The 25,654-nt window shown below is 47.2% G+C and carries 24 protein-coding genes; 9 read left to right on the top strand and 15 right to left on the bottom strand.

Annotation, left to right across the window (positions count from 1 at the left end; translation table 11 throughout):
- Window positions 1-22 precede the first annotated feature (22 nt).
- Window positions 23-1,354 (bottom strand): arsenic transporter, encoded by a 1,332-nt coding sequence (locus ACWJJ5_RS02550; protein WP_070082487.1) that lies wholly within the window; start codon window positions 1,352-1,354, stop codon window positions 23-25.
- Between the two features lie 194 nt (window positions 1,355-1,548).
- Window positions 1,549-2,457 carry an acetoin biosynthesis transcriptional regulator AlsR gene (gene alsR / locus ACWJJ5_RS02545; RefSeq protein ID WP_007407528.1) on the bottom strand — a complete coding sequence of 303 codons (909 nt, stop codon included), beginning with the start codon at window positions 2,455-2,457 and terminating at the stop codon, window positions 1,549-1,551.
- 156 nt (window positions 2,458-2,613) lie between these two features.
- Between alsR and alsS the strand changes: the two genes are divergently transcribed.
- The 3 genes from alsS to ACWJJ5_RS02530 all read left to right on the top strand — a co-directional run bounded on the left by alsS (window position 2,614) and on the right by ACWJJ5_RS02530 (window position 5,781).
- Window positions 2,614-4,326, top strand: coding sequence for an acetolactate synthase AlsS (alsS, locus tag ACWJJ5_RS02540; RefSeq protein ID WP_176283576.1), 1,713 nt, complete (start codon window positions 2,614-2,616; stop codon window positions 4,324-4,326).
- Between the two features lie 60 nt (window positions 4,327-4,386).
- Entirely contained in the window at window positions 4,387-5,154 is a 768-nt protein-coding gene (budA, locus tag ACWJJ5_RS02535; RefSeq protein WP_003151318.1) for an acetolactate decarboxylase, read from the top strand.
- A 102-nt stretch (window positions 5,155-5,256) separates the two neighbouring features.
- Window positions 5,257-5,781, top strand: coding sequence for an NAD(P)H-dependent oxidoreductase (locus ACWJJ5_RS02530; RefSeq protein WP_003151320.1), 525 nt, complete (start codon window positions 5,257-5,259; stop codon window positions 5,779-5,781).
- A 124-nt stretch (window positions 5,782-5,905) separates the two neighbouring features.
- Here ACWJJ5_RS02530 and ACWJJ5_RS02525 read toward each other — a convergent pair whose 3' ends face one another.
- The 10 genes from ACWJJ5_RS02525 to ACWJJ5_RS02480 form a co-directional block, all read right to left on the bottom strand.
- The gene (locus ACWJJ5_RS02525) at window positions 5,906-6,439 is read right to left on the bottom strand and encodes an SH3 domain-containing protein (RefSeq protein ID WP_070082485.1); all 534 of its coding nucleotides are present in this window, start codon (window positions 6,437-6,439) and stop codon (window positions 5,906-5,908) included.
- 60 nt (window positions 6,440-6,499) lie between these two features.
- Window positions 6,500-7,417 (bottom strand): ribose ABC transporter substrate-binding protein RbsB, encoded by a 918-nt coding sequence (gene rbsB / locus ACWJJ5_RS02520; RefSeq protein ID WP_454022169.1) that lies wholly within the window; start codon window positions 7,415-7,417, stop codon window positions 6,500-6,502.
- 13 nt (window positions 7,418-7,430) lie between these two features.
- Entirely contained in the window at window positions 7,431-8,402 is a 972-nt protein-coding gene (rbsC, locus tag ACWJJ5_RS02515; RefSeq protein WP_454022168.1) for a ribose ABC transporter permease RbsC, read from the bottom strand.
- Window positions 8,392-9,885 carry a sugar ABC transporter ATP-binding protein gene (locus tag ACWJJ5_RS02510; protein ID WP_014305956.1) on the bottom strand — a complete coding sequence of 498 codons (1,494 nt, stop codon included), beginning with the start codon at window positions 9,883-9,885 and terminating at the stop codon, window positions 8,392-8,394. Before ACWJJ5_RS02510 ends, rbsC begins: the two co-directional genes overlap by 11 nt.
- Window positions 9,886-9,901: 16 nt before the next feature.
- Complete coding sequence (rbsD, locus tag ACWJJ5_RS02505) at window positions 9,902-10,297, bottom strand: D-ribose pyranase (RefSeq protein ID WP_003151329.1); 396 nt, start codon at window positions 10,295-10,297, stop codon at window positions 9,902-9,904.
- Complete coding sequence (gene rbsK / locus ACWJJ5_RS02500; protein WP_003151330.1) at window positions 10,294-11,175, bottom strand: ribokinase; 882 nt, start codon at window positions 11,173-11,175, stop codon at window positions 10,294-10,296. The genes rbsD and rbsK overlap by 4 nt, the downstream gene beginning before the upstream one ends.
- Entirely contained in the window at window positions 11,168-12,157 is a 990-nt protein-coding gene (locus ACWJJ5_RS02495) for a LacI family DNA-binding transcriptional regulator (RefSeq protein WP_003151331.1), read from the bottom strand. The genes rbsK and ACWJJ5_RS02495 overlap by 8 nt, the downstream gene beginning before the upstream one ends.
- A gap of 93 nt (window positions 12,158-12,250) precedes the next feature.
- Window positions 12,251-13,384, bottom strand: a complete 1,134-nt coding sequence (locus ACWJJ5_RS02490) for a Ger(x)C family spore germination protein (RefSeq protein ID WP_077722949.1) — start codon at window positions 13,382-13,384, stop codon at window positions 12,251-12,253.
- Window positions 13,374-14,465 carry a GerAB/ArcD/ProY family transporter gene (locus tag ACWJJ5_RS02485; RefSeq protein WP_071392385.1) on the bottom strand — a complete coding sequence of 364 codons (1,092 nt, stop codon included), beginning with the start codon at window positions 14,463-14,465 and terminating at the stop codon, window positions 13,374-13,376. The genes ACWJJ5_RS02490 and ACWJJ5_RS02485 overlap by 11 nt, the downstream gene beginning before the upstream one ends.
- Window positions 14,455-15,924, bottom strand: coding sequence for a spore germination protein (locus ACWJJ5_RS02480; RefSeq protein WP_172615027.1), 1,470 nt, complete (start codon window positions 15,922-15,924; stop codon window positions 14,455-14,457). The genes ACWJJ5_RS02485 and ACWJJ5_RS02480 overlap by 11 nt, the downstream gene beginning before the upstream one ends.
- A 730-nt stretch (window positions 15,925-16,654) precedes the next feature.
- Here ACWJJ5_RS02480 and pgsB point away from each other — a divergent pair.
- The 5 genes from pgsB to ACWJJ5_RS02455 all read left to right on the top strand — a co-directional run bounded on the left by pgsB (window position 16,655) and on the right by ACWJJ5_RS02455 (window position 21,021).
- Window positions 16,655-17,836, top strand: a complete 1,182-nt coding sequence (gene pgsB, locus ACWJJ5_RS02475; RefSeq protein WP_003151337.1) for a poly-gamma-glutamate synthase PgsB — start codon at window positions 16,655-16,657, stop codon at window positions 17,834-17,836.
- Between the two features lie 14 nt (window positions 17,837-17,850).
- A complete protein-coding gene (gene pgsC, locus ACWJJ5_RS02470) occupies window positions 17,851-18,300 on the top strand; it encodes a poly-gamma-glutamate biosynthesis protein PgsC (protein ID WP_003151340.1) in 450 nt (149 codons plus the stop codon).
- Window positions 18,301-18,318: 18 nt separating this feature from the next.
- Window positions 18,319-19,467, top strand: coding sequence for a CapA family protein (locus tag ACWJJ5_RS02465; RefSeq protein WP_017418784.1), 1,149 nt, complete (start codon window positions 18,319-18,321; stop codon window positions 19,465-19,467).
- A gap of 7 nt (window positions 19,468-19,474) precedes the next feature.
- Complete coding sequence (locus tag ACWJJ5_RS02460) at window positions 19,475-19,636, top strand: hypothetical protein (protein WP_003151344.1); 162 nt, start codon at window positions 19,475-19,477, stop codon at window positions 19,634-19,636.
- A 149-nt stretch (window positions 19,637-19,785) separates the two neighbouring features.
- The gene (locus ACWJJ5_RS02455; protein WP_454022167.1) at window positions 19,786-21,021 is read left to right on the top strand and encodes a C40 family peptidase; all 1,236 of its coding nucleotides are present in this window, start codon (window positions 19,786-19,788) and stop codon (window positions 21,019-21,021) included.
- Window positions 21,022-21,059: 38 nt separating this feature from the next.
- Here the strand turns inward: ACWJJ5_RS02455 and ACWJJ5_RS02450 are convergent, their stop codons facing one another.
- From ACWJJ5_RS02450 to ACWJJ5_RS02440, 3 genes are all read right to left on the bottom strand, one after another.
- Window positions 21,060-21,785, bottom strand: coding sequence for a sunset domain-containing protein (locus ACWJJ5_RS02450; RefSeq protein WP_454022166.1), 726 nt, complete (start codon window positions 21,783-21,785; stop codon window positions 21,060-21,062).
- A gap of 106 nt (window positions 21,786-21,891) precedes the next feature.
- The gene (locus ACWJJ5_RS02445) at window positions 21,892-22,749 is read right to left on the bottom strand and encodes a Cof-type HAD-IIB family hydrolase (RefSeq protein ID WP_025853558.1); all 858 of its coding nucleotides are present in this window, start codon (window positions 22,747-22,749) and stop codon (window positions 21,892-21,894) included.
- Window positions 22,750-22,903: 154 nt separating this feature from the next.
- Window positions 22,904-23,890 (bottom strand): LCP family protein, encoded by a 987-nt coding sequence (locus tag ACWJJ5_RS02440; protein ID WP_003151348.1) that lies wholly within the window; start codon window positions 23,888-23,890, stop codon window positions 22,904-22,906.
- Window positions 23,891-24,194: 304 nt separating this feature from the next.
- Between ACWJJ5_RS02440 and ACWJJ5_RS02435 the strand changes: the two genes are divergently transcribed.
- Window positions 24,195-25,571 carry a sugar porter family MFS transporter gene (locus ACWJJ5_RS02435; protein ID WP_094247445.1) on the top strand — a complete coding sequence of 459 codons (1,377 nt, stop codon included), beginning with the start codon at window positions 24,195-24,197 and terminating at the stop codon, window positions 25,569-25,571.
- Window positions 25,572-25,654: the final 83 nt, after the last annotated feature.

Genomic DNA, 25,654 nt, shown 5'->3' with positions numbered 1-25,654 from the left:
CAGGCAGTTTTTTTCATCGGAGCTAAAGGTAAATCCAACTGATCCAAACATATAAAACGGTAATGGTAAACACGACGGTGAGAGGGACAACGACAATGGTCGTTTTGATATATTCTGACCAAGAAACTTTTTCGCCGTGCTGTCTGATGATATGCATCCAGATCAGCGTGGCTAATGTCCCGATCGGCAGAAGCAATGATCCGATATCACTGCCGATAATATTAGCCAGATAAATGATTTTTACGGTTAATGGGTCGATGGACATTTCAGTTAATGTCAAAGTGCTGATCATTAAGGCGGGATGGTTATTGAACAAATTAGAGAGGACGGATGTAGCAATGCCCATAATAGTTGCGGCGTGGGCAATGCTTTGTGAGACATAAGGCTCAATAGACTGAACAAGCAGCGCCGTCAGTCCGATATTATGCAGTCCGTAGATGATAATGTACATCGTGAAGGCAAAAATAAAGATATGCCAAGGCGCTTTTCTTAATAAGTCTGCCGGTCCGATTTTTAAATAAAACCATCTCCAGCAAAGCAGGATGACTGAACTGATGACAGCCACGAGCGAAACGGATATGCCGTTGTAAGAAGCTGCAAACAGGCTGATCCGGACGAACAATACAAATACCAAAACACAAAACATGATGTTCGTACGGCTGTTTTGGCTCAAGTCCGGCGGAGGCTGAAGCGGATGATATCGTTTGTGTTCCAGCGAATCAAAATGAACCGGAATATCGGGGAGCTGTTTCGGCAAACGGCGGTAAAAAACGGCAAACAGCAGAAAGGCCATAAACACCAGTCCCAGCGTGCCGGGGATAAACATCATATTGGTGTACAAATAAAGGTCCATGCCTATCATTTTGAGAGAAATTAAATTGACGATATTACTGACGCCGATCGGGGTGCTTGCCGCCGTCGCAATTAATACGCCGCTTATTAAATACGGTGTTTTCTGATGTCTTTTAAGTCCGAGATATTGTAAGACCAATAGTAAAATAGGAGTGGTGATTAATACGCTCCCGTCATTATTCAGAAAGAGCGTCATTGAAAAACAGAGCAGGTTGGTCAGCCAAAAAAGCCGGATGCCCGATCCCTTGGCGCGGTGAAGCAGTTTGGCCGCCGCCCAGTTAAAAAAACCGAAGCTTTCCAGCGCGATCGCCATAATCATTGTGGAGATAATGGTTATTGATGCTCCGGTGACTTTTGACCCTATATCCCCCAAATCATGAAAGGAAACGGTTCCGCATAACAAAACGAGAATGGCGCCCAGCGACGCCGGAACGGCTTCATTTAATCCCCCGGGTCTCCAAAATATAAAAATAATGGTCACAAAGAAAGAAATCAGGGTCAAAATGACGGTAATATGTGTAATGTGTTCTGCCTCCTTTTAGATGGGTCATTGCCGCCCCGTTATTTTTATCCCTCCTGATCAGTTGTACTGTATGTATACGGGTACAGGTCGTAAGGTGTACTGAGCGTTTCTACCAATTTAGTAAAAATCCATAAAAGCACAAAAAAAGAGGCTGCTTTCGGCGGCCCTCTTTTTTATGCATTTTCCTTATCCGCCTGCAATAAAGCCTGGCGTTTATTCATAATATCCAGAAAATGTTTCAGAATCGGATTTTGATTATCCTTGCGGTAGGCAATGACCCATTCGGCAGTGAGCTGCACCTGATTAATGCCGCGGTAGGCGACTTCGAGATTAAACAGCTTTTTAGCAGAAGAAGGCACGAAGGTTACACCGATACCGGCACTAACCAATCCGATCACCATTTGATACTCCGTCGCTTCCTGAACGATTTTCGGTTTGAAGCCCGCCTGCTCGCAGTAGTTTACAAACTCTAGGTATAAAGTCGGCCATGTTTCTTTCGACAGTGTGATAATCGGTTCATTTTTTAAATCCTGAATGTCGATTGTCTGTTTAGCGGTAAGCGGGTGCTGCTTCGGCAAAGCCAGAATGCACGGACTGCTCTGCACCTTTTCCATATGTAACGCGGAATGCTGTAAAGGCGGATGAAGGATGCCGATATCAATGTTCCCCTTCAGAAGTTCTTCCTGCTGTCTGAAAGAAGAAATTTCACGCAGATCAAGCTTGACGGAGGGGAATTTTTCGCGGAATTCCCGAATGATCGGCGGCAGAAATTCATATGTGGCCGAGCCGACAAAACCGACGACAAGGCGGCCGAGCTCTCCCCGCGCCGTTCTCTGCGCCATTTCAATCGCTTTGTCTATTTCTTCGATCGCGTTTCGGCTGTGTTTTAAAAAACTTTCTCCGGCAGCTGAAAGCTCTACAACCCGTTTCGTGCGCTTTAATAAGGTCACGCCGACTTCCTTCTCAAGCTGTTTGATCTGCTGGCTGAGAGGCGGCTGTGTCATATTTAACCGAAGCGCAGCTTTGCCGAAATGAAGTTCTTCGGCAACGGCAATAAAGTATTGAAGATGGCGAAGCTCCATCCTTATCCATTCCTTTCTCTTTGTTAATTATTCGTGAAACATATTAATCATACGGCGAATTGATATTGGAGGTCAATTTCCAAAGAGTGTATAGTGAATAATATCACAAATTACTTAAAATTTTATATTTAATATGCATAATAAGGAGTGAGGGTGTTGGCAAAAGCAACAAATGAACTAAAAACCTCTGAAAAAAATCGGGGGGCGGAGCTTGTTGTTGATTGCTTAGTGGAGCAAGGTGTCACACATGTTTTTGGCATTCCGGGTGCAAAAATTGATGCAGTATTTGATGCGTTAAAAGATAAAGGACCTGAACTGGTTTTATGCCGTCACGAACAGAACGCTGCATTTATGGCTGCGGCTGTCGGAAGACTGACTGGAAAACCAGGCGTTTGTCTCGTTACTTCAGGCCCGGGGGCATCCAACTTGGCGACCGGCTTGTTAACGGCTAATACAGAAGGTGATCCGGTAGTGGCGCTGGCGGGTAACGTAATTCGCGCAGACCGGTTAAAACGGACACACCAATCATTGGACAATGCGGCGCTATTTCAGCCGATTACAAAATACAGTGTAGAAGTACAGGAAACAGGGAATATACCAGAAGCGGTAACAAACGCCTTCAGGGCAGCGTCAGCAGGTCAGGCAGGCGCGGCTTTTGTGAGCTTTCCGCAGGATGTTGTGAATGAAATCACAAATGTGAAAAACGTACGCAGCGTGCCGGCGCCGAAACAAGGCCCTGCACCGGAAGAAGCGGTCAGCGCGGCTATCGCGAAAATCCAGACGGCGAAACTTCCCGTTCTGTTAGTCGGCATGAAAGGCGGAAGACCGGAAGCGGTAAAACAAATCCGCAAACTGCTTGCCAAAACAAAACTGCCTTTCGTAGAAACGTACCAAGGGGCCGGCACATTGTCCAGAGAGCTGGAAGACCAATATTTCGGCCGGATCGGACTGTTCCGCAACCAGCCGGGCGATCTTCTGCTTGAACAGGCGGATGTCGTATTAACGATCGGTTATGATCCGATTGAATACGATCCGAAGTTCTGGAACGTAAACGGTGACCGTGCTATTATCCATCTTGACGAAATCCAGGCCGACATCGATCATGCCTATCAGCCGGAATTAGAATTATTAGGCGATATCGCCGCTACGGTTAAACAAATTGAACACGACGCTGTGACATTTGATATGGGCAGCCGTGAAAAAGAAGTGCTGAGCGAGTTAAAACAGATGCTCACAGACAGCGAGAAGGCGCCAAGCGATCATAAATCCGACAGAGTGCATCCTCTGCAAATCGTCCAAGAACTGCGCAGTGCAATTGATGACGACGTAACCGTCACTTGCGATATCGGTTCTCACGCGATCTGGATGTCCCGCTACTTCCGCGCTTATGAGCCGCTGAAACTGTTGATCAGCAACGGCATGCAGACATTGGGCGTAGCGCTTCCTTGGGCGATTGCCGCCACATTGGTGAATCCGGGTGAAAAAGTCGTATCCGTTTCAGGAGACGGAGGATTCTTGTTCTCTGCAATGGAATTGGAAACGGCAGTCCGCTTAAAAGCGCCGATCGTTCACCTTGTATGGAATGACAGCACATATGATATGGTCGCATTCCAGCAAATGAAAAAATATAACCGTACATCATGCGTAGATTTCGGAAACATTGATATCGTAAAATATGCAGAAAGCTTCGGCGCCACCGGCTTGCGCGTTGAGTCACCGGAACAGCTGGCAGACGTGCTGCAAAAAGGCTTGAACACAGAAGGCCCTGTCATCATTGACATTCCTGTCGATTACAGTGACAATGTCCATTTATCAAGCGACATGCTTCCGAAGCAATTCAAAGAAAAAATGAAAGCAAAAGCTCTCTAGCACTCTGCGCACCATGACCTGTTTTCTAAAACAGCCCAATTTAAAAGGAGTGAAGGGAATATGAAAAACGCAAGCGACATCCATATGATGAGCCGCGGAGAAAAAGGCTCACCTGAGGATCAGATCTATCAAGTATCCACAATGACATCTCTGCTGGACGGAGTATATGACGGAGATTTTGATATGGCTGACATTCCGAAGTTCGGTGATTTCGGAATCGGCACGTTCAACAAACTGGACGGCGAATTAATCGGATTTGACGGCGAATTTTACCGTCTGCGCGGCGACGGAACGGCTACGCCTGTTAAAGGCGGAGACCTGTCACCATTCTGCTCATTCACATTTTTCACGCCGGACATGACGCATACGATCGACGGCGAAATGACCCGTGAAGAATTCGAGCAGGAAATCGCCAGCCTTCTGCCTAGTAAAAACTTATTTTATGCGATCCGTTTAGACGGCGTATTTAAAAAGGTGCAGACAAGAACGGTAGAACGCCAGGAGAAACCGTACGTTCCGATGATCGAAGCGGTGAAAACACAGCCTGTGTTCAACTTTGACGACATTCAGGGTACAATCGCCGGCTTCTGGACGCCGGGTTACGCAAACGGCATCGCTGTTTCCGGATATCACCTGCACTTCATTGATGAAGGACGCAATTCCGGGGGACACGTGTTTGACTATGTCATTAAAGATTGTAAAGTGACCATTTCTCAAAAAATGAATATGAACCTCAAGCTTCCGAATACGGCGGACTTTTTCAACGCAAATTTAGATAATCCGAATTTTGCGAAGGATATCGAAACAACCGAAGGAAGCCCGGAATAAAATAAAAAAGAAAGCCTCATTTTTCTCGGGGGCTTTCTTTTTATTTGGCTGAACCGGCAAAGATTAGGTAAAATACAGTCAAAAGGGAAAGGTGTGGTAGCTGTGAAAGTATTGGTATTAGCGGTTCATCCTGACATGGACAACTCAGCGGTCAATAAGGCGTGGACAGAAGAATTAAAAAATCATGATGACATCACGGTCCGTGAGCTTTATAAAGAATATCCGGACGGGAAAATAGATGGGGAAAAGGAACGGCAGCTGTGTGAACAGTATGACCGGATCGTATTTCAATTCCCGCTGTACTGGTACAGTGCGCCTCCGCTTTTAAAAACATGGATGGATCATGTGCTGGCGTATGGCTGGGCTTACGGTTCCAAAGGAAAGGCGCTGCACGGCAAAGAATTGCTGCTGGCTGTTTCTGTAGGTGCCGGAGAGGATGCATATCAGGCAGGCGGGTCCAACCATTTTTCACTGAGCGAGCTCTTAAGGCCGTTTCAGGCAATGGCTAATTTTACGGGAATGACCTATTTGCCGGCTTTCGCGATGTACGGGGTTAGCAGCGCCGATGCTGCGGCTATCCGTGACAATGCCAAACGCCTGGCGGATTACATAAAGAAGCCATTTTAGAGTCGTATACATTCATCTTCATCCGACAATATTTCCTGAGAAATATTTCGAACCTTAGACGTTTCTGACTGCTCAAGAAAGAAAAAACGGATTTCGCGCTGAATTTGCGAAATCCGTTTTGATATTATGTCAGTTTTTGCAGATCTTTTGTGCTGATATATCCCGTTGCGCCCCCGTAATCGACAAGCGCCCAGCCGAAATCAATGCCGCCGCCGGCTGTCTTTTTCCATCCGAGGAAAGAAACGCTCGTGTTTTTGGCAAGGGAAGCTTTGACCGCTTGTTTGTCTGTATATACTTTTGTTTTTGCCGTCGTTTTTACGGTTGTTGCTTCTTTAACAATATAATGAGTAGATACAAATCCTGTTTTTCTGTTTTTATAATGTACTTTTGCCCAGTCAGCGTTCTGGAATGAAACGATCTTTAAGCTGTCGCCTAAATGAAGGGTATCAGCTCTCGGACTGGCTGCTGATGCTTTTGTTCTGACGTTCAATGCTTCCGCGGAAACGAGATAAGAGTCAAGCGGGTAGCTGTACAGATCGTCAATTTTGACCGCTTCTTGCGCGTGTGTCTCCGGAAGAGGCGTTATTCCGGCAGCTGAAGCCGCTGATATTCCCGCTGCAAGGGTCAGAATGGATGCCGCTTTGGCTGTTTTCTTCATCTGTATCTCTCCTTTTACTTCATCCTTTCACGTTTTACCGGAAGTCTAAACATCGGCCGATTATTTTTGTGTTTGAAGTTTCAATGGAGCGGCAATGGTTTTTTTGACTTTTTCTCCTTTGAGCACCTGCTCCGCCGCTTCGGCCGCCAGTTTTCCGATCAGCTCCGGCTGCTGGGCGACCGTGGCTGTCAGCTTCCCGTTTTTAATGGAAGAAATCGCATCTTTGTTTCCGTCGAAACCGACGACCAAAATGTGTTTGCCCGAGCTGTTAATCGCTTCGAGCGCCCCGAGTGCCATTTCATCATTATGGGCGAACACGGCTTTGATATCCGGATGTCCCTGCAGCAGGTTTTCCATGACGGTCAATCCTTTTGTGCGGTCAAAATCTGCCGCTTGCTTTGTTACGACATCCAGCTTTTTGTCGGCAATATGATGAAAGCCCGTTCCGCGTTCCCGTGTCGCGGATGCGCCCGGCACCCCTTGCAATTCAGCCACTTTGGCGCCTTTTCCGAGCTGATCGGCGAGGTAGTCAGCCGCCATTTCTCCTCCTTTGACATTGTCAGAGGCAACAAGCGTTTCGACTTTGCCGTGTTCGGCTGAACGATCCAGCGCAATGACGGGAATGCCGAGGGAATTTGCCGATTCGACGGCTGTTGAAATCGCTGATGAATCGGTCGGATTGATCAGCAGCGCATCGACTCCCTGCTGGATCAAATCTTCTACGTCATTTGACTGTTTAGATGAATCATTTTGGGCATCGACAATAATGACCTTCATGCCCCGTTTTTTGGCTTCCTTTACAACGCCTTCTTTTAATGAAACGAAGAACGGATTGTTTAATGTGGAGACGGAGAGCCCGATAGTGAATTCTGTTTTATGTTTTGTGTTTGACGGTTTTGCCCATTGCGGCGGTTCAAGTGAACAGGCGGACAGCAAAAACAGTGATAATGCCGCGATCGTGATGATGGCTTTCTTCATAATGGTCCTCCTACTATGCCGATTTTTTGCGGTCCAGCAGCACCGCGATTAAAATGACGATTCCTTTGACGACAAGCTGATAAAACGATGATACGCCGAGAAGGTTCAAGCCGTTGTTCAGCGTTCCGATAATCAAAACCCCGATCAGCGTACCGATGATGCGCCCTCGGCCGCCGGACAGGCTCGTTCCGCCGAGAACGACCGCTGCGATGGCGTCCAGCTCGTATGATTCCCCGGCCGTCGGCTGTGCGGAATTTAAGCGTGATGTCAGAATCGCTCCCGCCAGCGCCGATAATAAACCTGTCAGAGAATAGATCATGATCTTGATGCGGGGCACTTTGATTCCCGATATCAGCGCCGCTTTCTCATTGCCGCCGATGGCGTATGTCCGGCGGCCGAACGGTGTTTTGTGCAGAAGAACCCACAGGGCCGCAAATGCAATCAGCATCGTAATGGCAGGTACGGGGATGCCGAGAAAATAACCGCGCCCGAATAATTGAAATGCGTAATTTGTACCGAGCCCCGTAATCGGATTTCCGTCCGTATAGACGAGGGTCAGTCCGCGAAAGACGGTCATTGTCGCCAAAGTGGCGATGAACGGCGCCATTTTTCCTTTTGTGATTAATAATCCGTTTATCATGCCGAGTACGGCGCCGATCACGCAGCCGATGATGACGGCTAAGATCGGGTCGATGCCTGATACCATCATACCTGCGACCAATGCGCTCGATAAGGCGAGGATGGCTCCGACAGAGAGATCAATGCCTCCCGTTAAAATGACAAACGTCATTCCGAATGCAATCAGAGCGTTAATCGCAACCTGCCGAAGAAGATTGAGAATATTGAGAGGTTCAAGAAAACTCGGGTTTAAAACGGAAACGATCAGCACAAGAATCAGTAAGCCGAGAAACGGACCGAGTTTTTGCGTGAAGGTATGAATGGAAAATCGCTTTTGTTCAGTTGATGTTATTGGTTCAGTTTTCATACTGCTGCCCTCCCGTGGCAAGTGTCATGATGTGTTCTTGTGTTGCGTCTGCCGCATTGATTTCTCCGCTGATGCGCCCTTCGTGGACGACGATGATTCTGTCACTCATGCCGAGAATTTCCGGCAGCTCGGAAGACACCATGATGATGGCGACTCCGCGATCGGTCAGTTCATTCATTAATGAATAGATTTCCCTTTTCGCGCCTACGTCGACGCCTCTTGTCGGTTCATCAAGGATGAGAACTTTCGGGCCGATTCCGATCCATTTGGCGATGACGACTTTTTGCTGATTTCCTCCTGATAAATGCCGGGCGGCGGTTTCCGGAGATGCAGTCTTAATGGTCAGACGCTTGATGAGCAGCTCAACGAACTCCGCCTCGCGTTTTCGGTCAATGATGCCTTTCGGAGAGAAGCTGGTCAGGTTCGGCAATGAGATATTTTCACGAATGGACGTATCCAGCAGCAGCCCTTCATCTTTGCGGTTCTCCGTAATCAGGCCGAGTCCCTTGCGGATGGCATCGTACGGACCCCGAATGCCGGTTTTTCGGCCGGAAATCCAGACCTCTCCGGAATCGAGCCGGTCAATTCCGAACAGCGCCCTCATGATTTCTGTCCGTCCGGCACCCATTAAGCCGGAAACGCCGAGGATTTCTCCGGCGCTCACATGGAAACTGATCTGTGAAAAGCTTCCTTTTTTTGAGGCGTTTTTCACTTCGAGCACCTTATCGCCGAGTGACGGCGTGCGGGTCGGATACCGATCGGTCAGCTCCCGTCCGACCATTTTTTTGACCACTTCATCAAAATGAGTGTCTTTCATATGCGCCGTATCGACAGTGAGGCCGTCCCGCATAATGGTGATCCGGTCGCAAATTGAAAATATCTCTTCCATTCGGTGCGAAATATAGACAATGGATACGCCGTCCCGTTTTAACGCCGTCATCACGTCAAACAGTTTGCTGATTTCCCGTTCGGTCAGCGCCGCGGTCGGTTCGTCCATAATAATGACTTCAGCGTTTGTCATCAGCGCTTTGGCAATCTCAATCATTTGCTGCTGGCCGACGGAACATTGTCCGGCTTCCCGGTCAAGAGGAAGAGAGACTCCCAGTTTTTCAAGCTGTGATTTTGCTAGCGCTTTCATTTTCTTCGTTTCCAAAACGCCGAACGCCGTCGTCAGCTCTTTGCCGATAAAAAGGTTTTCAAGCACCGTCATGTCCGGCCATATATTCAGTTCCTGATGGATAAAGGCGATTCCGTGCTTTTCGGCTTCCTTTGGATTGGAGAAATTCATATTTGTTCCGTTTATCGTAATGTTTCCCTTGTCGAGCCGGTAGAGCCCGGTGAGCAGATTCATTAACGTCGATTTGCCCGCTCCGTTTTCTCCCATTAAAGCGTGGATTTCTCCCGGCAGAAGCTCAAATGAGACGCCGGATAGCACTTGGTTTTTGCCGAATGCTTTATGAATGTCTGTCATGCCGATGTGCATGCTGGATCCCTTCTTTCTAGAAAATCACACCCGCCTGCAGGATGCAGTTGGCGTATGGTGTCATTTCACCCGTTCGGATGACGGCTTTTGCTTTCTGTGTGAGCCGTTTGAATTCCGTGTGGGGCATGTACTCGATCGTCTGCGCTGAGAAATGGCTTTCTATGAAACTTGCATTCTCAGGATTTTCGTCTTTGATCTCGGAAGCGGCTATCACCTTTTCGACTGCCATCTCCCCGGCTACCAGGCTGGTCACATCCCGAAAGGCGGGAACGCCCGCCGTTAAAGACAAATCAATTTTAGGGACGCCGTCAGGGACGGGGAGACCCGCATCGGCGATTGCGATGAGGTCTGTATGCCCGAGATCGGCTAATACTTTGGCAATGTGGCTGTTTAACATTCCGTGTTTTTTCATGACAGCAGCTCCTCAACTTCTTTTCTGGCCGGCATCCCGCCTTGGGCGCCGAAGTGCTGCACGGACAGGGAGGCGGCGCGGTTGGCAAACAGGAGCGCTTGCTCGATGTCCCGTCCTTCCGCGAGTGCGACGGCAAGTGCCGCATTAAAGGTATCGCCGGCTCCCGTCGTGTCGACCGCTTCTGCAGGGAAGCCGGGAACAAGCCGTTCCGCGGTGCCGTCTGAGTAGCGTACCCCTTGTTTTCCTTCGGTAATGAACAGTTTGCCGGGATAGCCGGCGAGCGCTTCTTCTTTCGTCCGGTCAGGAAATAAAATGGATGCTTCATGTTCGTTCGGCGTAAGATATGCGGCATTCTCAATCGTCGATTGTTTCAGCGGCCGGGCCGGCGCGGGATTCAGGATAACCGGAATTTGCTGCGCGCGGCAGTAGCTGCACACTTCTTCAACGGTTTCTTCAGGAATCTCCTGCTGGATCAGCACGATATCAATGCTGGGAAGTTTTTCCAGCGCGCTTTTGGCATAATTGGGTGAGATGTCATCGTTTGCGCCTTTTACGACGACGATGCTGTTGTCTCCTTCTGCGAGCACAATATGAGCCGTTCCGCTTTTTTTGTGTGTAACCGTTTCCATATAGTCCGTATTGACGCCGTTTGCCTTCAGGTTTTCAATAATCGCTTTTCCGTAACTGTCACTGCCAGCTTTTCCTACCATATATACGTTCGCGCCAAGGCGGGAAGCGGCTACGGCCTGGTTTGCGCCTTTTCCCCCGGGCACGGTTTGAAAGTCTGTGCCCAGTACGGTTTCCCCGGCTTTCGGACGCCGTTCGGATGTGACGACCAGATCCATAGAACAGCTTCCGATAACACAAATTTCACTCATGGTGATCATCCTTTCTCGTCGTTTGTCTTCTTATATAAGTCACGGGCATTTGAATGGCCGTCTCTTTCGGCGGCTCTTTCTTTATCAATTGCAACAGCAGGTTTGCCGCTTGTTTTCCCATCTCATATGCAGGCTGGCGGATGGTTGAAAGCGGCGGAAACAAAAGCCTGCTCTGCGGAATATCGTCGTATCCGATGATCTGAATCTCCTCCGGAACTTTTTTGCCGAGCCGCAGCGCCTCATGGAGGACGGCAGCCGCCGCAATATCGTTGCTGGCAATGACTCCGTCGGTTTCCGGGTATGCTGCAAACAATTCTTCTGCTAAAACGGCGGCATCCTTGATGGAAAATGAAGCGGCGGAGATGACATTGAACTGCGCGCCCGCTTTTTGCAGCACATCAAGTGCGCCGTTAAAACGTTCCTGAGCGGTCGGAAGGTGGCCTGGGCCTTTGACAAGCGTGATGCTTGTGCTTTTGCCGCGAAGCATTTCCTCAGCCGCCCGTTTTCCGCCTGCCCGCCCGTCACTGAATACGGATGGGGCGCCTTCTTTTGTCCGGTCCAGAAATACGACCGGGTAAAGGCTGCCGCTGTATTCGGGAAGGTCGGGGTAATGGGTGGCCGCCAAAATACCGGCAACTTGATTTTGTTTAAATGTTTGCAGGTAGTCGAGTTCTTTTTCCAATTCTTCATCGCTGTTGCCGATGATCAGCCGGTATCCTTCCCGCTGCAGCTCGTCTTCAGCGCCGCGGGCAAGCTGCGGGAAAAAGGGGTTCGTAATATCCGGAAGCAAAAGCCCGACCAGTCTGGATTCTCTTTTATAAAGAGAGCGGGCAACTTCATTCGGATAATAATTCAGCTTCTCCATGGCAAGCATGACCTTCGTTCGTGTATCTTCATGCACGTAGCCGTTGTCATTGAGGACACGCGAGACCGTGGCAACAGAGACGCCGGCAGCGCCTGCGACATCTTTAATCGTTGCCAACAAACACTCCTCCTTCATTTATGTAACCGTTTACACAAAAAGAGTAACACGAATCATTTCGGTTGGCAACAAAAAAAGAGACCGGGGTCTCTTTTAGTTCACGATGCCGATTTGCGAGATATTCACTTTGATATCAGGGACGATTTCGATGGAAGGATAGACCTCACGCCAATTGAGCCGCTTGCCCCGCTCATAATAATGGGTTTGATATTTCCGGCCGATGCCGAGGATATCCGAGTTGTGCTCCTGAATATGGCTGATCACCGATCTGGCCTGGCTGTTCAAATTTGCTGATGCTTGTTTGTTCATTTGGTTGATTGCCGTATAAGAATTCAGCTTGTCCTTCGGATATTCCAAGACGCGTGCGTTCAGCTTTAAACGGATTTTCACTTTTATATGCTGCGGATCTGTATCTATAAATACAATCTTTCGCGTGGCATCCGTGATGCCGAGAGAAAGATGATTTTCAATATCCATTTTGTATTTGTCCCACAGCTTCAGATTAATATTAGCCGATTTATTAAATTGCCCGCTTAAAAGGGTCAGGAGGGTCGAATCCTGACCGAGCACCTCAGTCACTTTCCGCTGGCCGCTGAACAGGGCAGAACCCTCTACCTTTATCGTCTGTCCGTTAATCGATAAATAAGGAAGGGCGAAATCCTTATCAGCCGTCAGCATGCTTGAACGGATGGATTGCAAATTTTCCATGCTGATATTTGATTCCGCATTAGCGCTTGTTAATAAATTCGTTAAATACTTGCTGACGATCAATTTCTGCCGGACGATCAGCTTCAGCACTTCAATCGCCTCGCCGTCTTTTACAACCGCCGGATGAGCGAGAAGCGGACTTTTCGGATCTCTGTAAAAGACATCGAGATAAGGAAAAAGCGGTTTTTCCGCCATTTTCTCACCGATTAATAAGACTCTTTGCTTGGACGTGTCAATGCGCTGGTCGACAAGCTTATCCAATTGAAACCGCGCTTCACGGATGGTGTGCCCGGAAGCGCTGAGCACCGTCGTAATGAATGAGCCGCCCGTTTCCTGTTCCGCCTGGGAGGACTGAACCTTCCGATAGGTGATGGCGATTTTATTTTTACCGTCCTGATCAACATCAAGGCTTGCGGTCAGCACGAGAGAAATATCTTTCAGCAAATTTTGATCCCAGCAGCCGGCAAGTGTCAGGCTTGCGCACATGAGACTGATAAGAACCGCTTTTTTAATGCGCATGGCGGACACCCTTTTTGCGTACAAGGACAATCAATACCATAAACAACGGAAACAAATACACAAACACAATATCGGAAATGCGGAAAAACTGATCCAGCTGCTGTATCGTTTTATCTGTGCTTGTGGCCCAAATAGACAGAAGGAAGACGAGCAGGGCCGGCGGATAAACAAACCGGCTGTGATCTTTTTGATTGAACAGCTTGGCGATGCCGGTGCTTGCCAAGTAAAACACGTTGGCCAGCGTTGAAAAGACGGTCACGAACCAAAACGTCAAAAAGAGCAGATCCGTCCGTTCGATAATTCTGAATGAAACGGTTTTTAACAGGTACAGCACAGGCTCCGGGATCATTTTTATTTCTTCGGGGCTGATGGTGACAAAGCAAGTAAGAGTGATATACAGGTAATAAAGGATAATCAAGCCGTTTGAAATCGTCAGTATTTTGTAGCGCTGGCTGACGGTGCAGTTGATTAGGGGCCCGATCACAAGCGCCGCCTGAAAGCCGGTAATGCTGACAAGTGTTTGCTGCACCCCGGTCAGCATGTCTTTTGCGGTTCCGTGAAAAATCGGCATAATGTATGTGATATCGGCTTTTCCCAGCGTGTATAAAAGCGGCAGAGAGATCAGCAGCAAAAACGGCGTTAAAATAAAGCTGAACCTCGCGATCGCATTCAGCGGAGCTTGGGCGATATAGACAGAACCGAGGATCAGCATTAAGCTGATCACCCAATTCGGAGTCTGAGGGAGCACCCAGATATCCAATATCCGTGTAAATACAGAAAGAATGAGCGTGCAGAGGAACGCGAAATATAAAATATACAGCACCTGCACCCCTTTGCCGGCAAGTGTTCCGAACACCTCTTCCAGCATTTCGTACAGGTTCAGCTTCGGAAACCGGTGGAATAATATCATATACAGGCTGAATGTAAGCTGGACGAGCAATCCGGTAAGCAGAATGGAAATCCACCCGCTGCTTCCCGATTTCATCATCAGTAAATGGGGCAGCGCCAAAATGCCGATGCTGATCTGCGTCTGATTAATGAAAAACACGCCTTGAAGCCGGCTTATTTTTTTAGGCTTCATCTTTTCTCCACCCCCGAACATGTTTCATCTGCTTTGAGTCTTGCGGTCTCAAATAAAAAGGCCTTCTTTTAATAAACCAAGCCGGCAGCCGGATAAATGCATCCTTCAAGTCACTGAAATGAAACGGCGTCAGAGATGATAAATACGGAACGCCGAGGGATTCAAGCTTGCACAGGTTCATCAGAATAAGTCCGAAGCCGAGTCCGATGCCGATAAAACCGAACGAGGATGCCAGAAACATAAGCGGAAATCTGAGCGTTCGAATGGACGTGCTCATTTCATATGAAGGAAGCACAAAAGAAGAAACAGCCGTAACGGCTACGACGATAATCATCATATTAGAAATGAGTCCCGCCTGAACGACCGCGTCACCGATCACGAGACCGCCGACAATGCCGATCGTCTGACTGATCGGTTTCGGCAGCCTGATACCGGCTTCGCGGATCAGTTCAATGGTAATCTCCATAATCATGGCTTCTATCAGCGGAGGGAAGGGAATATCAACTATCGAATTTTTCATGGTGATAATCAGATCGTTGGGAATGACTTCAAAATGAAACGCAATCAGCGCGATATAAAAAGCGGGCAGCGTAATCGCGATCATAAAGGCGGAAAATCTCAGCACTCTCAAAAAACTGGCGGAAATCCACCTCGTGCTGTAGTCATCCGGCGATTGAAAAAAAGAAAAGAACGTGATCGGGGCAATCAAGGCCGACGGGCTCCCATCCATCATGATCAGCACACAGCCTTCCATCACGCATGCTTTTGCTTTATCCGGCCGTTCCGTATGAACGATCTGCGGAAAAATGGAAAACGAATTATCTTCTATTGATTCCTCGATAATCCCGGGCGCAAGCACGCTGTCTATACGCAGGTATGACAGGCGCCGCTTCACTTCCTCCACAATCTCCGGATTGGCGATATTCTCAACAAAGATAACCGCAACCTTTGATTTGGCTCTTTCCCCGATATCCATATAATGAACGGAGAGATGGCGGTCCTGTATGTGAAACCGCAGCTGATGAATGTTCGTTTCCAAACTTTCCACAAACCCGTCATGGGCGCCGCGGACGATACTTTCAGATTCGGGTTCCATAATGGAACGCAGCGGATTCTGCCCGACGGAAAACAGCTTCGCTTTCCTTGACGCATCGCTGAGAAAAACAACCTGGCCTGCCAAAATCCCGTCAATGAGTTTTCTGGTTTCATCCGTTTCCGCACTGCTGACGGCATTCATCGTTTCCTCAAGCGGACCGTTCTGCAGGGTGTCGCTTAACAGAAACTCATTCAGCTTCTGTTCTTCTATCATTTGTTCAATATAAAAGAAAGCGGTATGACGGTCCTGCAGTTTGATCCTTCGTATTTTAAAATCGCCGCAAACACACATCAGCTCCTGCATTTTCCGTACAGCCGATTCAAAATCGCCGGGAATCCGTTTGTTTTGTTTATCCGCAGACATCAGACCGCCTCCTTTCCCGGTTATCTGTAGTTTTCAGCGGGTATTCCTTTTTTATGCATTTTATAAAATAGAGGAGTTTCTCGATGTTTTACCAAGAACTTCACAATTATGGATGAATATTTCTTGAACGAATATAAAGATTTATTAAAATTATTTCAAAAGAGTGATAAATGTCCTGTAAATGCTTTGAAAGGAGATAGGCTTTCCGCATATAAAATGTGTATTTCTTGTAAACACTCCGGACCCGTCTTTTTCTGTCACGTACCAGTCATTCCGCTAGTTATTTTGGAATGGGACTGAAAGCAGGATACGGGGGAAAAATGAATGACTTTAAGACCTTATCCTTAACAAAACAGGCAGTCTGCACACAGCGGACATAGAGTCCCGAAACGTATGCGCAGTGCGGAAAACGCTGATATAACAGGCTGTAAAAGATGGATTATCATTACATCTTTTTCTTCCGGAACGCGTATAGTCCCATTGGTCCAAATGAATTTCTGCGTGGGAATGTAAACGCATACATTTTTCTTTTGAAAAATTGAAGTAAGGTTTAAGTCCTGCCTATTCCCAAAAAAAGCAATTCGATCATAGGAAGAATAGCGTCACTAATAGAGAAGTTTGGCTCAGTGAAAGCGGGAAGATTATGTTACATAATGCCGATTGAGAATTCATAGTGAAGCTATATACTGATGAATGAATTTATCAATACAGAAGGAGATGTCAAAAATCAATGTGGTTACTCATTATAGCCTGTGCTGCCGTACTAATCATCGGAATCATTGAAAAAAGGCGGCATCAGAAGAATATCGATGCTCTGCCAGTACGCGTCAATATTAATGGTATCCGCGGAAAGTCAACCGTAACGAGGCTGACGACCGGAATACTGATGGAGGCGGGCTACAAAACAGTCGGAAAAACGACGGGAACAGATGCAAGGATGATCTATTGGGATACACCTGAGGAGAAACCGATCAAACGGAAACCGCAGGGCCCGAATATCGGCGAGCAAAAAGAAGTAATGAAGGAAACCGTAGAACGGGGCGCCAATGCCATTGTCAGTGAATGTATGGCGGTAAACCCGGATTATCAGATTATCTTTCAGGAAGAACTCCTTCAAGCCAACATCGGCGTCATCGTGAATGTGCTTGAAGACCATATGGATGTCATGGGGCCGACGCTTGATGAAATAGCTGAAGCTTTTACCGCGACGATACCGTATAACGGTCACCTTGTCATTACAGACAGTGAATACACAGACTTCTTTAAAGAAAAAGCCGCAGAGCGGAATACCGAAGTCATTATTGCGGATAACTCTAAAATTACAGATGAATACCTTCGAAAATTTGAATATATGGTCTTTCCTGATAACGCTTCCCTGGCGCTCGGCGTTGCCCAGGCTCTTGGGATAGATGAAGAAACGGCGTTTAAAGGAATGCTGAACGCGCCGCCTGATCCTGGCGCCATGAGAATCCTGCCGCTGCTCAGCACGAAGGAGCCCGGTCATTTCGTAAACGGCTTTGCCGCAAATGATGCATCTTCTACTTTGAATATATGGAAACGTGTAAAGGAAATCGGCTACCCGACAGATGAACCGATCGTCATCATGAACTGCCGCGCCGACCGTGTGGACAGAACGATTCAGTTCGCAAACGACGTGCTTCCGTACATTAAAACGAAGGAACTCATACTCATCGGCGAAACGACAGAACCGATCGTCAGAGCTTATGAAGAAGGCAAGATTCCTGCCGATACACTGCACGATCTGGAATATAAATCAACAGACGAAATCATGGACGTGCTGAAAACAAGAATGCAAAACCGTGTCATATATGGCGTCGGCAATATCCACGGTTCAGCGGAACCATTAATTGAAAAAATCCAAGAGTATAAGGTGAAACAGCTCGTTAGCTAGGAGGAAAAGGATAAATGTTCGGATCAGATTTATACATTTCACTTATTTTAGGCGTGTTAATCAGTTTAATTTTCGCGGAAAAAACAGGTATCGTACCTGCCGGTTTAGTCGTGCCGGGTTATTTAGGGCTCGTTTTTAACCAGCCGGTCTTTATTTTACTCGTATTGTTAGTGAGTCTTCTTACATACGTGATCGTCAAATACGGTTTATCCAGATTTATGATTTTGTACGGACGCAGAAAATTCGCAGCTATGCTGATAACGGGAATCTGCTTAAAAATCGCCCTTGATTTTCTTTACCCGATCGTACCGTTTGAGATATCAGAATTCCGCGGAATCGGTATCATCGTACCGGGTCTGATCGCCAATACCATTCAGAAACAGGGATTAACGATTACATTCGCCAGCACGCTGTTCTTAAGCGGCGCAACTTTTGCCATTATGTTTGCTTACTACTTAATCTAATGTAAGGTGTGTCAAACGATGAAAAAACAATTAAGCTTTCAAGAAAAACTGCTGAAGCTGACCAAACAGCAGAAAAAGAAGACCAATCTTCACGTTTTTATCGCGCTGCCGATCGTCTTTTGCCTGATGTTCGTCTGCATCCTGACAGGGAAGGCGGAAACGCCGAGTGTGAAAAGAAATGCCGATGACCTTGTATCAGCTTCATTCGTCGGAGATATTATGATGGGTCGGAATGTCGAGAAAGTGACAAAGCATAAAGGCACGGAGAGTGTCTTCCGTTACGCAAAGCCATTCTTCGAAGCATCCGACTATGTGTCGGGGAACTTTGAAAACCCGGTTACATATAAAAAGAACTACAAAGAAGCAGAAAAAAATATCCACCTTCAGTCAAACAAAGATGCCGTAAAAGTATTGAAGGACATGAATTTCACCGTTCTCACGGCAGCCAACAACCATGCGATGGATTACGGCCCTCAAGGAATGCGGGATACGGTTGAAGAGTTTTCAAAGCAAAATCTTGAACTTGTCGGAGCGGGCCTCACGCTGAAGGAAGCCGAGCAGAACATTTCTTATCAAGATGTAAACGGAATCAAAATCGCAACACTGGGTTTCACTGATGTTTCCGGAAAAGGTTTTGCAGCTAAACGAAATGCGCCGGGTGTGCTTCCGGCCGATCCAGAGCTGTTTATTCCGATGATTTCTAAAGCCAAAAAGAAAGCCGATCTTGTCATTGTTCAAACACACTGGGGACAGGAATACGATAATGATCCGAATGACAGACAGCGCCAATTGGCAAGAGCAATGTCAGATGCCGGAGCGGATATTATCGTCGGACACCATCCGCACGTGCTGGAACCGATCGAAATGTACCACGGCACCGTTATTTTCTACAGCCTGGGCAACTTCGTATTTGACCAAGGGTGGACAAGAACGAGAGACACGGCGCTTGTTCAATATCATCTGCAGAAAAACGGCACGGGACGCTTTGAAGTCACGCCGATGAACATTCATGAAGCAACGCCTGCACCGGTTAAAAAAGGCAGCATCAATCATAAAACGATCGTACGTGAACTGACGAAAGAATCGAATTTCAAGTGGAGCGTCAAGGATGGAAAATTAACGTTTGATGTGGATCACAGCGATATCTTAAAAAAGAAAGCGGAGTGAAAAACAAATGAAAATCATTAAAGCGGGATGGCCGTTTGCCGCGATCATTATGGTATTTATGTTTATGTCTGCGTTTAAATACAATGATCAGCTCACAGATCAGGAAAAACAAAAAATTGACACGGAAATGCAAAAAATTCAGCAAGAGGACACAGCGGGCGCAAAATAAGCTCATGATTCCGCTTGCCGGCATATTGTTTGTTCCGAATCCAGTAAAGAATGCCCATATCGGGCATTCTTTTTTTTGTGCTCTCCTAAACATTTGTTAAAAGTTACCGATGTAAAAACTACTAAAAATGAGGAGAGTGAATAGAAAACATGCTCACAAGCTGGAGGAAGTACATCCTTGCCGGCCTTATGATTTGTCTTGTGGCACCTGCAGTAACGAGAACGGAAATTGCCGAAGCGGATTCTCAAGTTTCTGTCCTGATCGTTTCAGACGCGCAAAAACTTGTCGGAAATAAATATGTTTACGGAGGCGAAGAGCCTGAGGACGGTTTTGATCCGTCCGGATTGATGCATTATCTTTTCAGCAGGCAGAACATCCATCTGCCGAGAACGGTCAGTGATCAATGGAAAGTCGGAGCCGCCGTCAAAGAAAATGACCTTTTACCGGGAGATCTTGTGTTTTTCAAAAAGTCGGATTCAACACAAAATACGCCTGTCCATGACGGTCTGTATATCGGAAACGGAGAGATGATACACAGTTCTCCGTCAGAAGGCGTAACCGTCACACGCTTTCAAAAAAGCAGTTATTGGATGAATTTATATCTTGGCGCAAAGCGGATGACAAAAGATCCGGAACTGGCTGATGATCCGATCGTTCAGGAGGCAGCCCGTTACCTCGACATTCCGTATGTATTCGGCGGAAGCACGCCCGAGGCGGGATTCGACTGTTCGGGTCTGGTCCAATATGTTTTTGAAAACAAGCTTCACATTTACCTGCCGAGATCTGCGGAACAGCAGTGGCTGGTCGGTGAGAAAATCAAGCTGAGCGACATAAAGCCCGGGGACGTGATTTATTTCAGCGATACGTATAAAAAAGGAATTTCCCATGCGGGCATTTATGCGGGAGAGGGAAGGTTCATCCAAGCAAGCCGCTCCGAAAAAGTCACCATTTCTTACTTGGCGGAAGATTATTGGAAAAAACATTTCACAGGGGTGCGCCGATTCAGCAATTTAGCCATTTCTAAAGACAACCCCGTTGTGTCCACAGCGGCCGATCATATCGGAATTTCTTATCTGAAAGGCGGCGCTTCACCGGAAACCGGCTTTGATACGGCGGGATTTGTTAAATACATCTATCAAAAAGCGAAAGGAATCAGCCTGCCGCGTTATGCCGACAAGCAGATGCAGGCGGGCGTTCCGGTCGATAAACAAGATCTGAAGCCCGGCGATCTGGTCTTCTTTAAAGCGGAAAGCCTGAATCCGGCCATTTATATCGGGAACGGACAAGTGATTCATGTCACCGTGTCCGCAGGCGTTACCATAACAAATATGAACACAAGCGCTTATTGGAAGGACAAATATGCGGGCGGCATCCGGCTTCCGTAAAAAAAGACGTCAGAGAGTGTCTCTGACGTCTTTTTCTTTTACCGTTTCGGCGCTCTGTATCCGGCCGCTACCGCATCCTCTACAGAACTGAACATTTCCGCGGGATCTGTCGTCCGGTCATAGTATGTACTTCCCGGTGTGTGATAAATGCCGTTCCGGCTGCCTTTAATGTCGCATCCCTGTGAGGTGCCGGCTGCTTTCGTTTCGGCATGTCCTCCGGAGGAAGGGGCGTTGTTTTGCGCCGTTTCCGCATTTTCGGATATTTTTGTTTCTGCTTTCTGCCGCTTTAAAGTTTTATTTTCTGACTGAAGCGTTTCAGCGGTCTTTTCGAGCTTCTTTTGTGAATTTTTTAATTTCTCATTGTCTTGTTTGAGTGATTTGTTTGTTTTTTTCAGCTTGCTTATCTCTTGGCTGAGTTTGCTGAGTTTTTCTTCGTTGCCAGCTTCAGCTTCGGATTTCTCCTTTTCGGCCGCGGCACTGATGCTTTCATATTTTTTCTCAAGCGCCTGGTGTTCCTTCGTCAATTTTTGATAAGCGGTATCAAGGGTGCTGTATTTCTCCTCTGCCTTCACGGCCGAGGCGTCCGGCTCTGCGAGGGATGCACCGGTCAGAAGCAGGATAAATCCGCCGATGAGAAGAGGCCAAAACAGCTTTTTTGAAAAATGTTTTTCTTTTTTTGCCGCTTTGCATATGAGATGAAACATTCCGTATCCGACTGCGCAGAGAAAAGCTAAAAATCCTATAATAGCGATTGCATTCGACATCATGAAACTCCTTTTTTCTTTATCTTACAATTTATTTTCAATTTTGGAAATTTCTTTTTTAGAAAACATGAAAAAGCCAGGCCGTGAAAGACCTGGCTTTTACCTTTTATTGCCCGTTGTCGAGAAGCCGGTTGATGAAATATGCGACGCCGTTTTCATCGTTGCTTTTTGTAATATACGTGCTTTTTTCTTTCAGTTCATCAATCGCATTGCCCATGGCGATGCGGTTTCCCGCCGCTTCAAACATGGAGAAATCATTCGGGCTGTCGCCGATGGCGTAAATATCCTGTTTTTCAATTCCGTACAGTGAGGCAAGCTCCGTCAGAGCACGTCCCTTTCCGGAACCGGCAGGGAGGATTTCGATAATGTGTTTTCCGGAAGATGTCTGGGATAATTTCGGATGATGTGTAATTTCTTCTTTGGCGTTTCTCAGTTTTTCCATATCAAAAGAGAAACAAAGAAGCTTGTAAACATGTTCGTCTCCGTTAAAAATCGCCTGTATATCCTGTACGGGTTTAATGCCGAATTGTTTGAACTGCGTCTTTGCGCCCTCCCATAATGTCTGAATATCTTCCTTGGGATTGGCGCTTTTCAGAATGTCCAGTTCTGCCTGCAGTTTGGACTCGCCGTCAAACGGGGACAGCAGATGATCATCTGTATAGACCTCAAAGTAAATGTCTTTGTTCGTTAAATAAGCGGCGATATCCTTTCCGGCCTGCTGATCCATTAAGAGGCGGCTGACGAGGCGGTATCCTTTGTCATGGACTGTCCCGCCGTTTGCCGCAATGATCGGAATATCCAAATCCTTTAAGAGCGCTTTTACATCAAACGTGGCTCTGCCCGTGCAGATGGCCACGAGAATGCCCGCTTCATCCGCTCTTTGTAAAGCCGCTCTGTTTTCCGGAGAAATCACACTGTCCGAATTCAGTAATGTGCCGTCTAAGTCAATGGCTATCAATTTCATATGTATGGATGCCCTCCTTAAAAATAAAGCTGCTTCATGTAGTATGTTCAGCTTTGTGCGAAATCAGCAGAAAGCCGTCAGTTAAAAGGCTATACCTTCATGTCCTTTTTTTCAACAGAAAAACGGCGGGATTTGCTAATCCCGCCGTGACATCTTACGCGTCTAAATCATTTTTTAATTTCGTTTTTACTTCTTGAAGGTTTTCCTCATTCAGCTTGAAGTAATAAATATTTTTGCCGTACTGAGGAGTGTAAATGTAGCTGTCTGAACCTGTCAGCTGCAAAGAATTCACCGATTTCAGCGATGTGATAAACGGGAACAGACCGATGGCGTCATTAAGAGATAAGTTCATTTTCAAGTTTTTCCCTAAGCTGTCGACGATATCGTCATACGATGGGATCGAGCTTAACGATTTAGATTTTTTAATAATGGCGCTCAGCACTTCCATCTGTCTTTGTCCGCGCATCAGATCGGTGTCCGCTTTGCGTGTTCTTACATAAGCCAGTGCCTGCTCACCGTCAAGCGTCTGGACGCCCGGCTTCAGCACGACTTTTCCTTTTGTATCGACTTTAATACGATCGGCAATTTTCTGGCTTTTCACGTTTACCGTAACGCCGTTCAACTCATTGACGACATCGCGGAACGCGTCGAAGTTGCTCTCAACCACATAATCTACCGGAATATCAAACATGTTTTCTACTGTTTTATAAGTTAAATTATAACCGCCGTAAGCATGTGCGTGCGCGAATTTGTCATAGCCGTGACCCGGAATGTTGACATAGGAATCCCGCGGAATGCTGAGCATCGTCGCTGTTTTCTTTTTCCGGTTGAAGGTGACGAGCACATTGGCGTCACTTCTTGCGTCATCTACTGATTCGCCCTTATTGTCACGGGCGTCTATTCCTAAAAGCAACACGGTGAAAGAATCCTTCTTCGGGTCAAATTCTTTGATCCGTTTTACGGACTGGTCGCCGCGGTCAAGGCTGACGTGCGCTTCTTTGGTCGCATTATTCAATTTCACAAATGCGTAGGTGCCGACGGAACCGGCGATCACCAATAAGAAAGCGGCGAATACCAGTACAAATTTCACCCATTTTCTGAGGCGTCTTTTCTTTTTTCTGCGTTGAGATCGTTCTTCCATATCATTACCTCTCGTTTCTATTCTTTGTGAAGCGTACCATAATTGTTGACTTGGAGCAACTCTGCAAATGAGAAAATTCTAAATCTTTCTCTCTATTTCGACAACATCTACTGTTATTTTTGCATCAGGTTCACATTATATTGGACGGCAGGAAGCGGGAAATGTTTCGGCGCTTTGTAAAAAATAATCAGTAAAATAATGGATGTTAACGGTGCGGAAGGTTTGAAACGATCGGAAACAGGCAAAAGAAGCAGTAGAACAATTCCGCGCGGATACAGCGTTGGATGAAGGGAGTCTATATAACATGAAAAGCATACACTCGAATAAATGGCTCTATTTTTTCGGCGCACTCGGCGGCGCGTTATACGGATATGATACCGGAGTCATTTCCGGAGCTATTTTATTTATGAAAAAAGAACTGGGACTGAACGCCTTTACAGAAGGCCTCGTCGTCAGTTCGTTATTGGCGGGGGCGATTCTCGGATCGGGATTCGCCGGCAAACTGACCGACCGGTTCGGCAGACGAAAGGCCATCATGGGAGCGGCGCTGCTGTTTTGTATAGGCGGATTAGGAGTCGCTTTTGCCCCGAATACAGGGGTGATGGTTCTTTTCCGGATTATTCTCGGACTGGCTGTCGGAACATCTACAACGATCGTCCCGCTCTATTTATCGGAGCTGGCTCCGAAGCATAAACGGGGGGCGCTTTCTTCGCTGAATCAGCTGATGATTACGGTCGGAATCCTCGTTTCTTATATCGTGAACTATATATTTGCCGATGCAGGGGCTTGGCGCTGGATGCTTGGACTTGCGGTTGTGCCGTCAGTTATTCTGCTGATCGGAATCTTATTTATGCCGGAAAGCCCGCGCTGGCTGTTTACGATCGGCAAAGAAGAGAAAGCAAGAGAAATCCTTTCATCATTGCGGGGAACGAAGAATATTGATGATGAGATTGATCAGATGAAAGAAGCGGAAAAGGAAAACGAAGGCGGCTTGAAAGAATTGTTTGAGCCGTGGGTGAGACCCGCGCTGATTGCCGGCCTCGGACTTGCCTTTTTGCAGCAATTCATCGGGACAAATACAATTATTTATTACGCACCGAAAACATTTACCAGTGTCGGGTTCGGCAATTCCGCGTCTATATTGGGAACGGTCGGAATCGGCGCCGTCAATGTCATCATGACGCTTGCGGCTATTAAAGTCATTGATAAGATCGGCCGGAAGCCGCTGCTGCTGGCCGGAAATGCGGGCATGGTCATCAGTCTGCTCGTATTGGCTGCGGTCAATCTTTTCTTTGAACATTCAGCAGCCGCATCATGGACAACGGTGATTTGTTTAGGCCTGTTTATCATTGTGTTTGCGGTCAGCTGGGGGCCTGCCGTGTGGGTCATGCTTCCTGAATTATTCCCGCTGCATGTCCGGGGTATCGGGACGGGTGTCTCCACTTTGATGCTGCATGCCGGAACATTGATTGTCTCATTAACCTATCCGATGTTAATGGAAGCAGTCGGCATCAGCTATTTATTTCTCATTTATGCCGTGATCGGGATACTGGCATTCCTGTTCGTCCGGTTTAAAGTGACCGAGACGAAGGGGAAAAGCCTTGAAGAAATTGAGCAGGATCTGAAAAGCCGTAACGGAGGCTCGGGATCAGAATCAAATCGGCGGACAGTTCATCCGTAATATTCAGTTTTAGGGGGGCGGTTATTCACCGGCCCCTCAAAACGGATGCCGAGCGGGCGCCCGGTCACATAAATGACGGGGAT

Source organism: Bacillus sp. JK74, from assembly GCF_053663395.1.
This window is presented reverse-complemented; position numbering and strand designations above follow the sequence as displayed.

Coding starts and splice junctions, on each gene's coding strand:
- pgsC (WP_003151340.1), top strand. CDS start 17,851: ATGTTCGGATCAGATTTATACATTTCACTTATTTTAGGCGTGTTAATC.
- rbsD (WP_003151329.1), bottom strand. CDS start 10,297: ATGAAAAAACACGGAATGTTAAACAGCCACATTGCCAAAGTATTAGCC.
- pgsB (WP_003151337.1), top strand. CDS start 16,655: ATGTGGTTACTCATTATAGCCTGTGCTGCCGTACTAATCATCGGAATC.
- ACWJJ5_RS02525 (WP_070082485.1), bottom strand. CDS start 6,439: ATGAAGAAAACAGCCAAAGCGGCATCCATTCTGACCCTTGCAGCGGGA.
- rbsK (WP_003151330.1), bottom strand. CDS start 11,175: ATGAGTGAAATTTGTGTTATCGGAAGCTGTTCTATGGATCTGGTCGTC.
- ACWJJ5_RS02460 (WP_003151344.1), top strand. CDS start 19,475: ATGAAAATCATTAAAGCGGGATGGCCGTTTGCCGCGATCATTATGGTA.
- ACWJJ5_RS02445 (WP_025853558.1), bottom strand. CDS start 22,749: ATGAAATTGATAGCCATTGACTTAGACGGCACATTACTGAATTCGGAC.
- ACWJJ5_RS02485 (WP_071392385.1), bottom strand. CDS start 14,465: ATGAAGCCTAAAAAAATAAGCCGGCTTCAAGGCGTGTTTTTCATTAAT.
- ACWJJ5_RS02480 (WP_172615027.1), bottom strand. CDS start 15,924: ATGTCTGCGGATAAACAAAACAAACGGATTCCCGGCGATTTTGAATCG.
- rbsC (WP_454022168.1), bottom strand. CDS start 8,402: ATGAAAACTGAACCAATAACATCAACTGAACAAAAGCGATTTTCCATT.
- budA (WP_003151318.1), top strand. CDS start 4,387: ATGAAAAACGCAAGCGACATCCATATGATGAGCCGCGGAGAAAAAGGC.
- ACWJJ5_RS02450 (WP_454022166.1), bottom strand. CDS start 21,785: ATGTCGAATGCAATCGCTATTATAGGATTTTTAGCTTTTCTCTGCGCA.
- ACWJJ5_RS02490 (WP_077722949.1), bottom strand. CDS start 13,384: ATGCGCATTAAAAAAGCGGTTCTTATCAGTCTCATGTGCGCAAGCCTG.
- alsR (WP_007407528.1), bottom strand. CDS start 2,457: ATGGAGCTTCGCCATCTTCAATACTTTATTGCCGTTGCCGAAGAACTT.
- ACWJJ5_RS02510 (WP_014305956.1), bottom strand. CDS start 9,885: ATGCACATCGGCATGACAGACATTCATAAAGCATTCGGCAAAAACCAA.
- ACWJJ5_RS02465 (WP_017418784.1), top strand. CDS start 18,319: ATGAAAAAACAATTAAGCTTTCAAGAAAAACTGCTGAAGCTGACCAAA.
- rbsB (WP_454022169.1), bottom strand. CDS start 7,417: ATGAAGAAAGCCATCATCACGATCGCGGCATTATCACTGTTTTTGCTG.
- ACWJJ5_RS02455 (WP_454022167.1), top strand. CDS start 19,786: ATGCTCACAAGCTGGAGGAAGTACATCCTTGCCGGCCTTATGATTTGT.
- ACWJJ5_RS02440 (WP_003151348.1), bottom strand. CDS start 23,890: ATGGAAGAACGATCTCAACGCAGAAAAAAGAAAAGACGCCTCAGAAAA.
- ACWJJ5_RS02435 (WP_094247445.1), top strand. CDS start 24,195: ATGAAAAGCATACACTCGAATAAATGGCTCTATTTTTTCGGCGCACTC.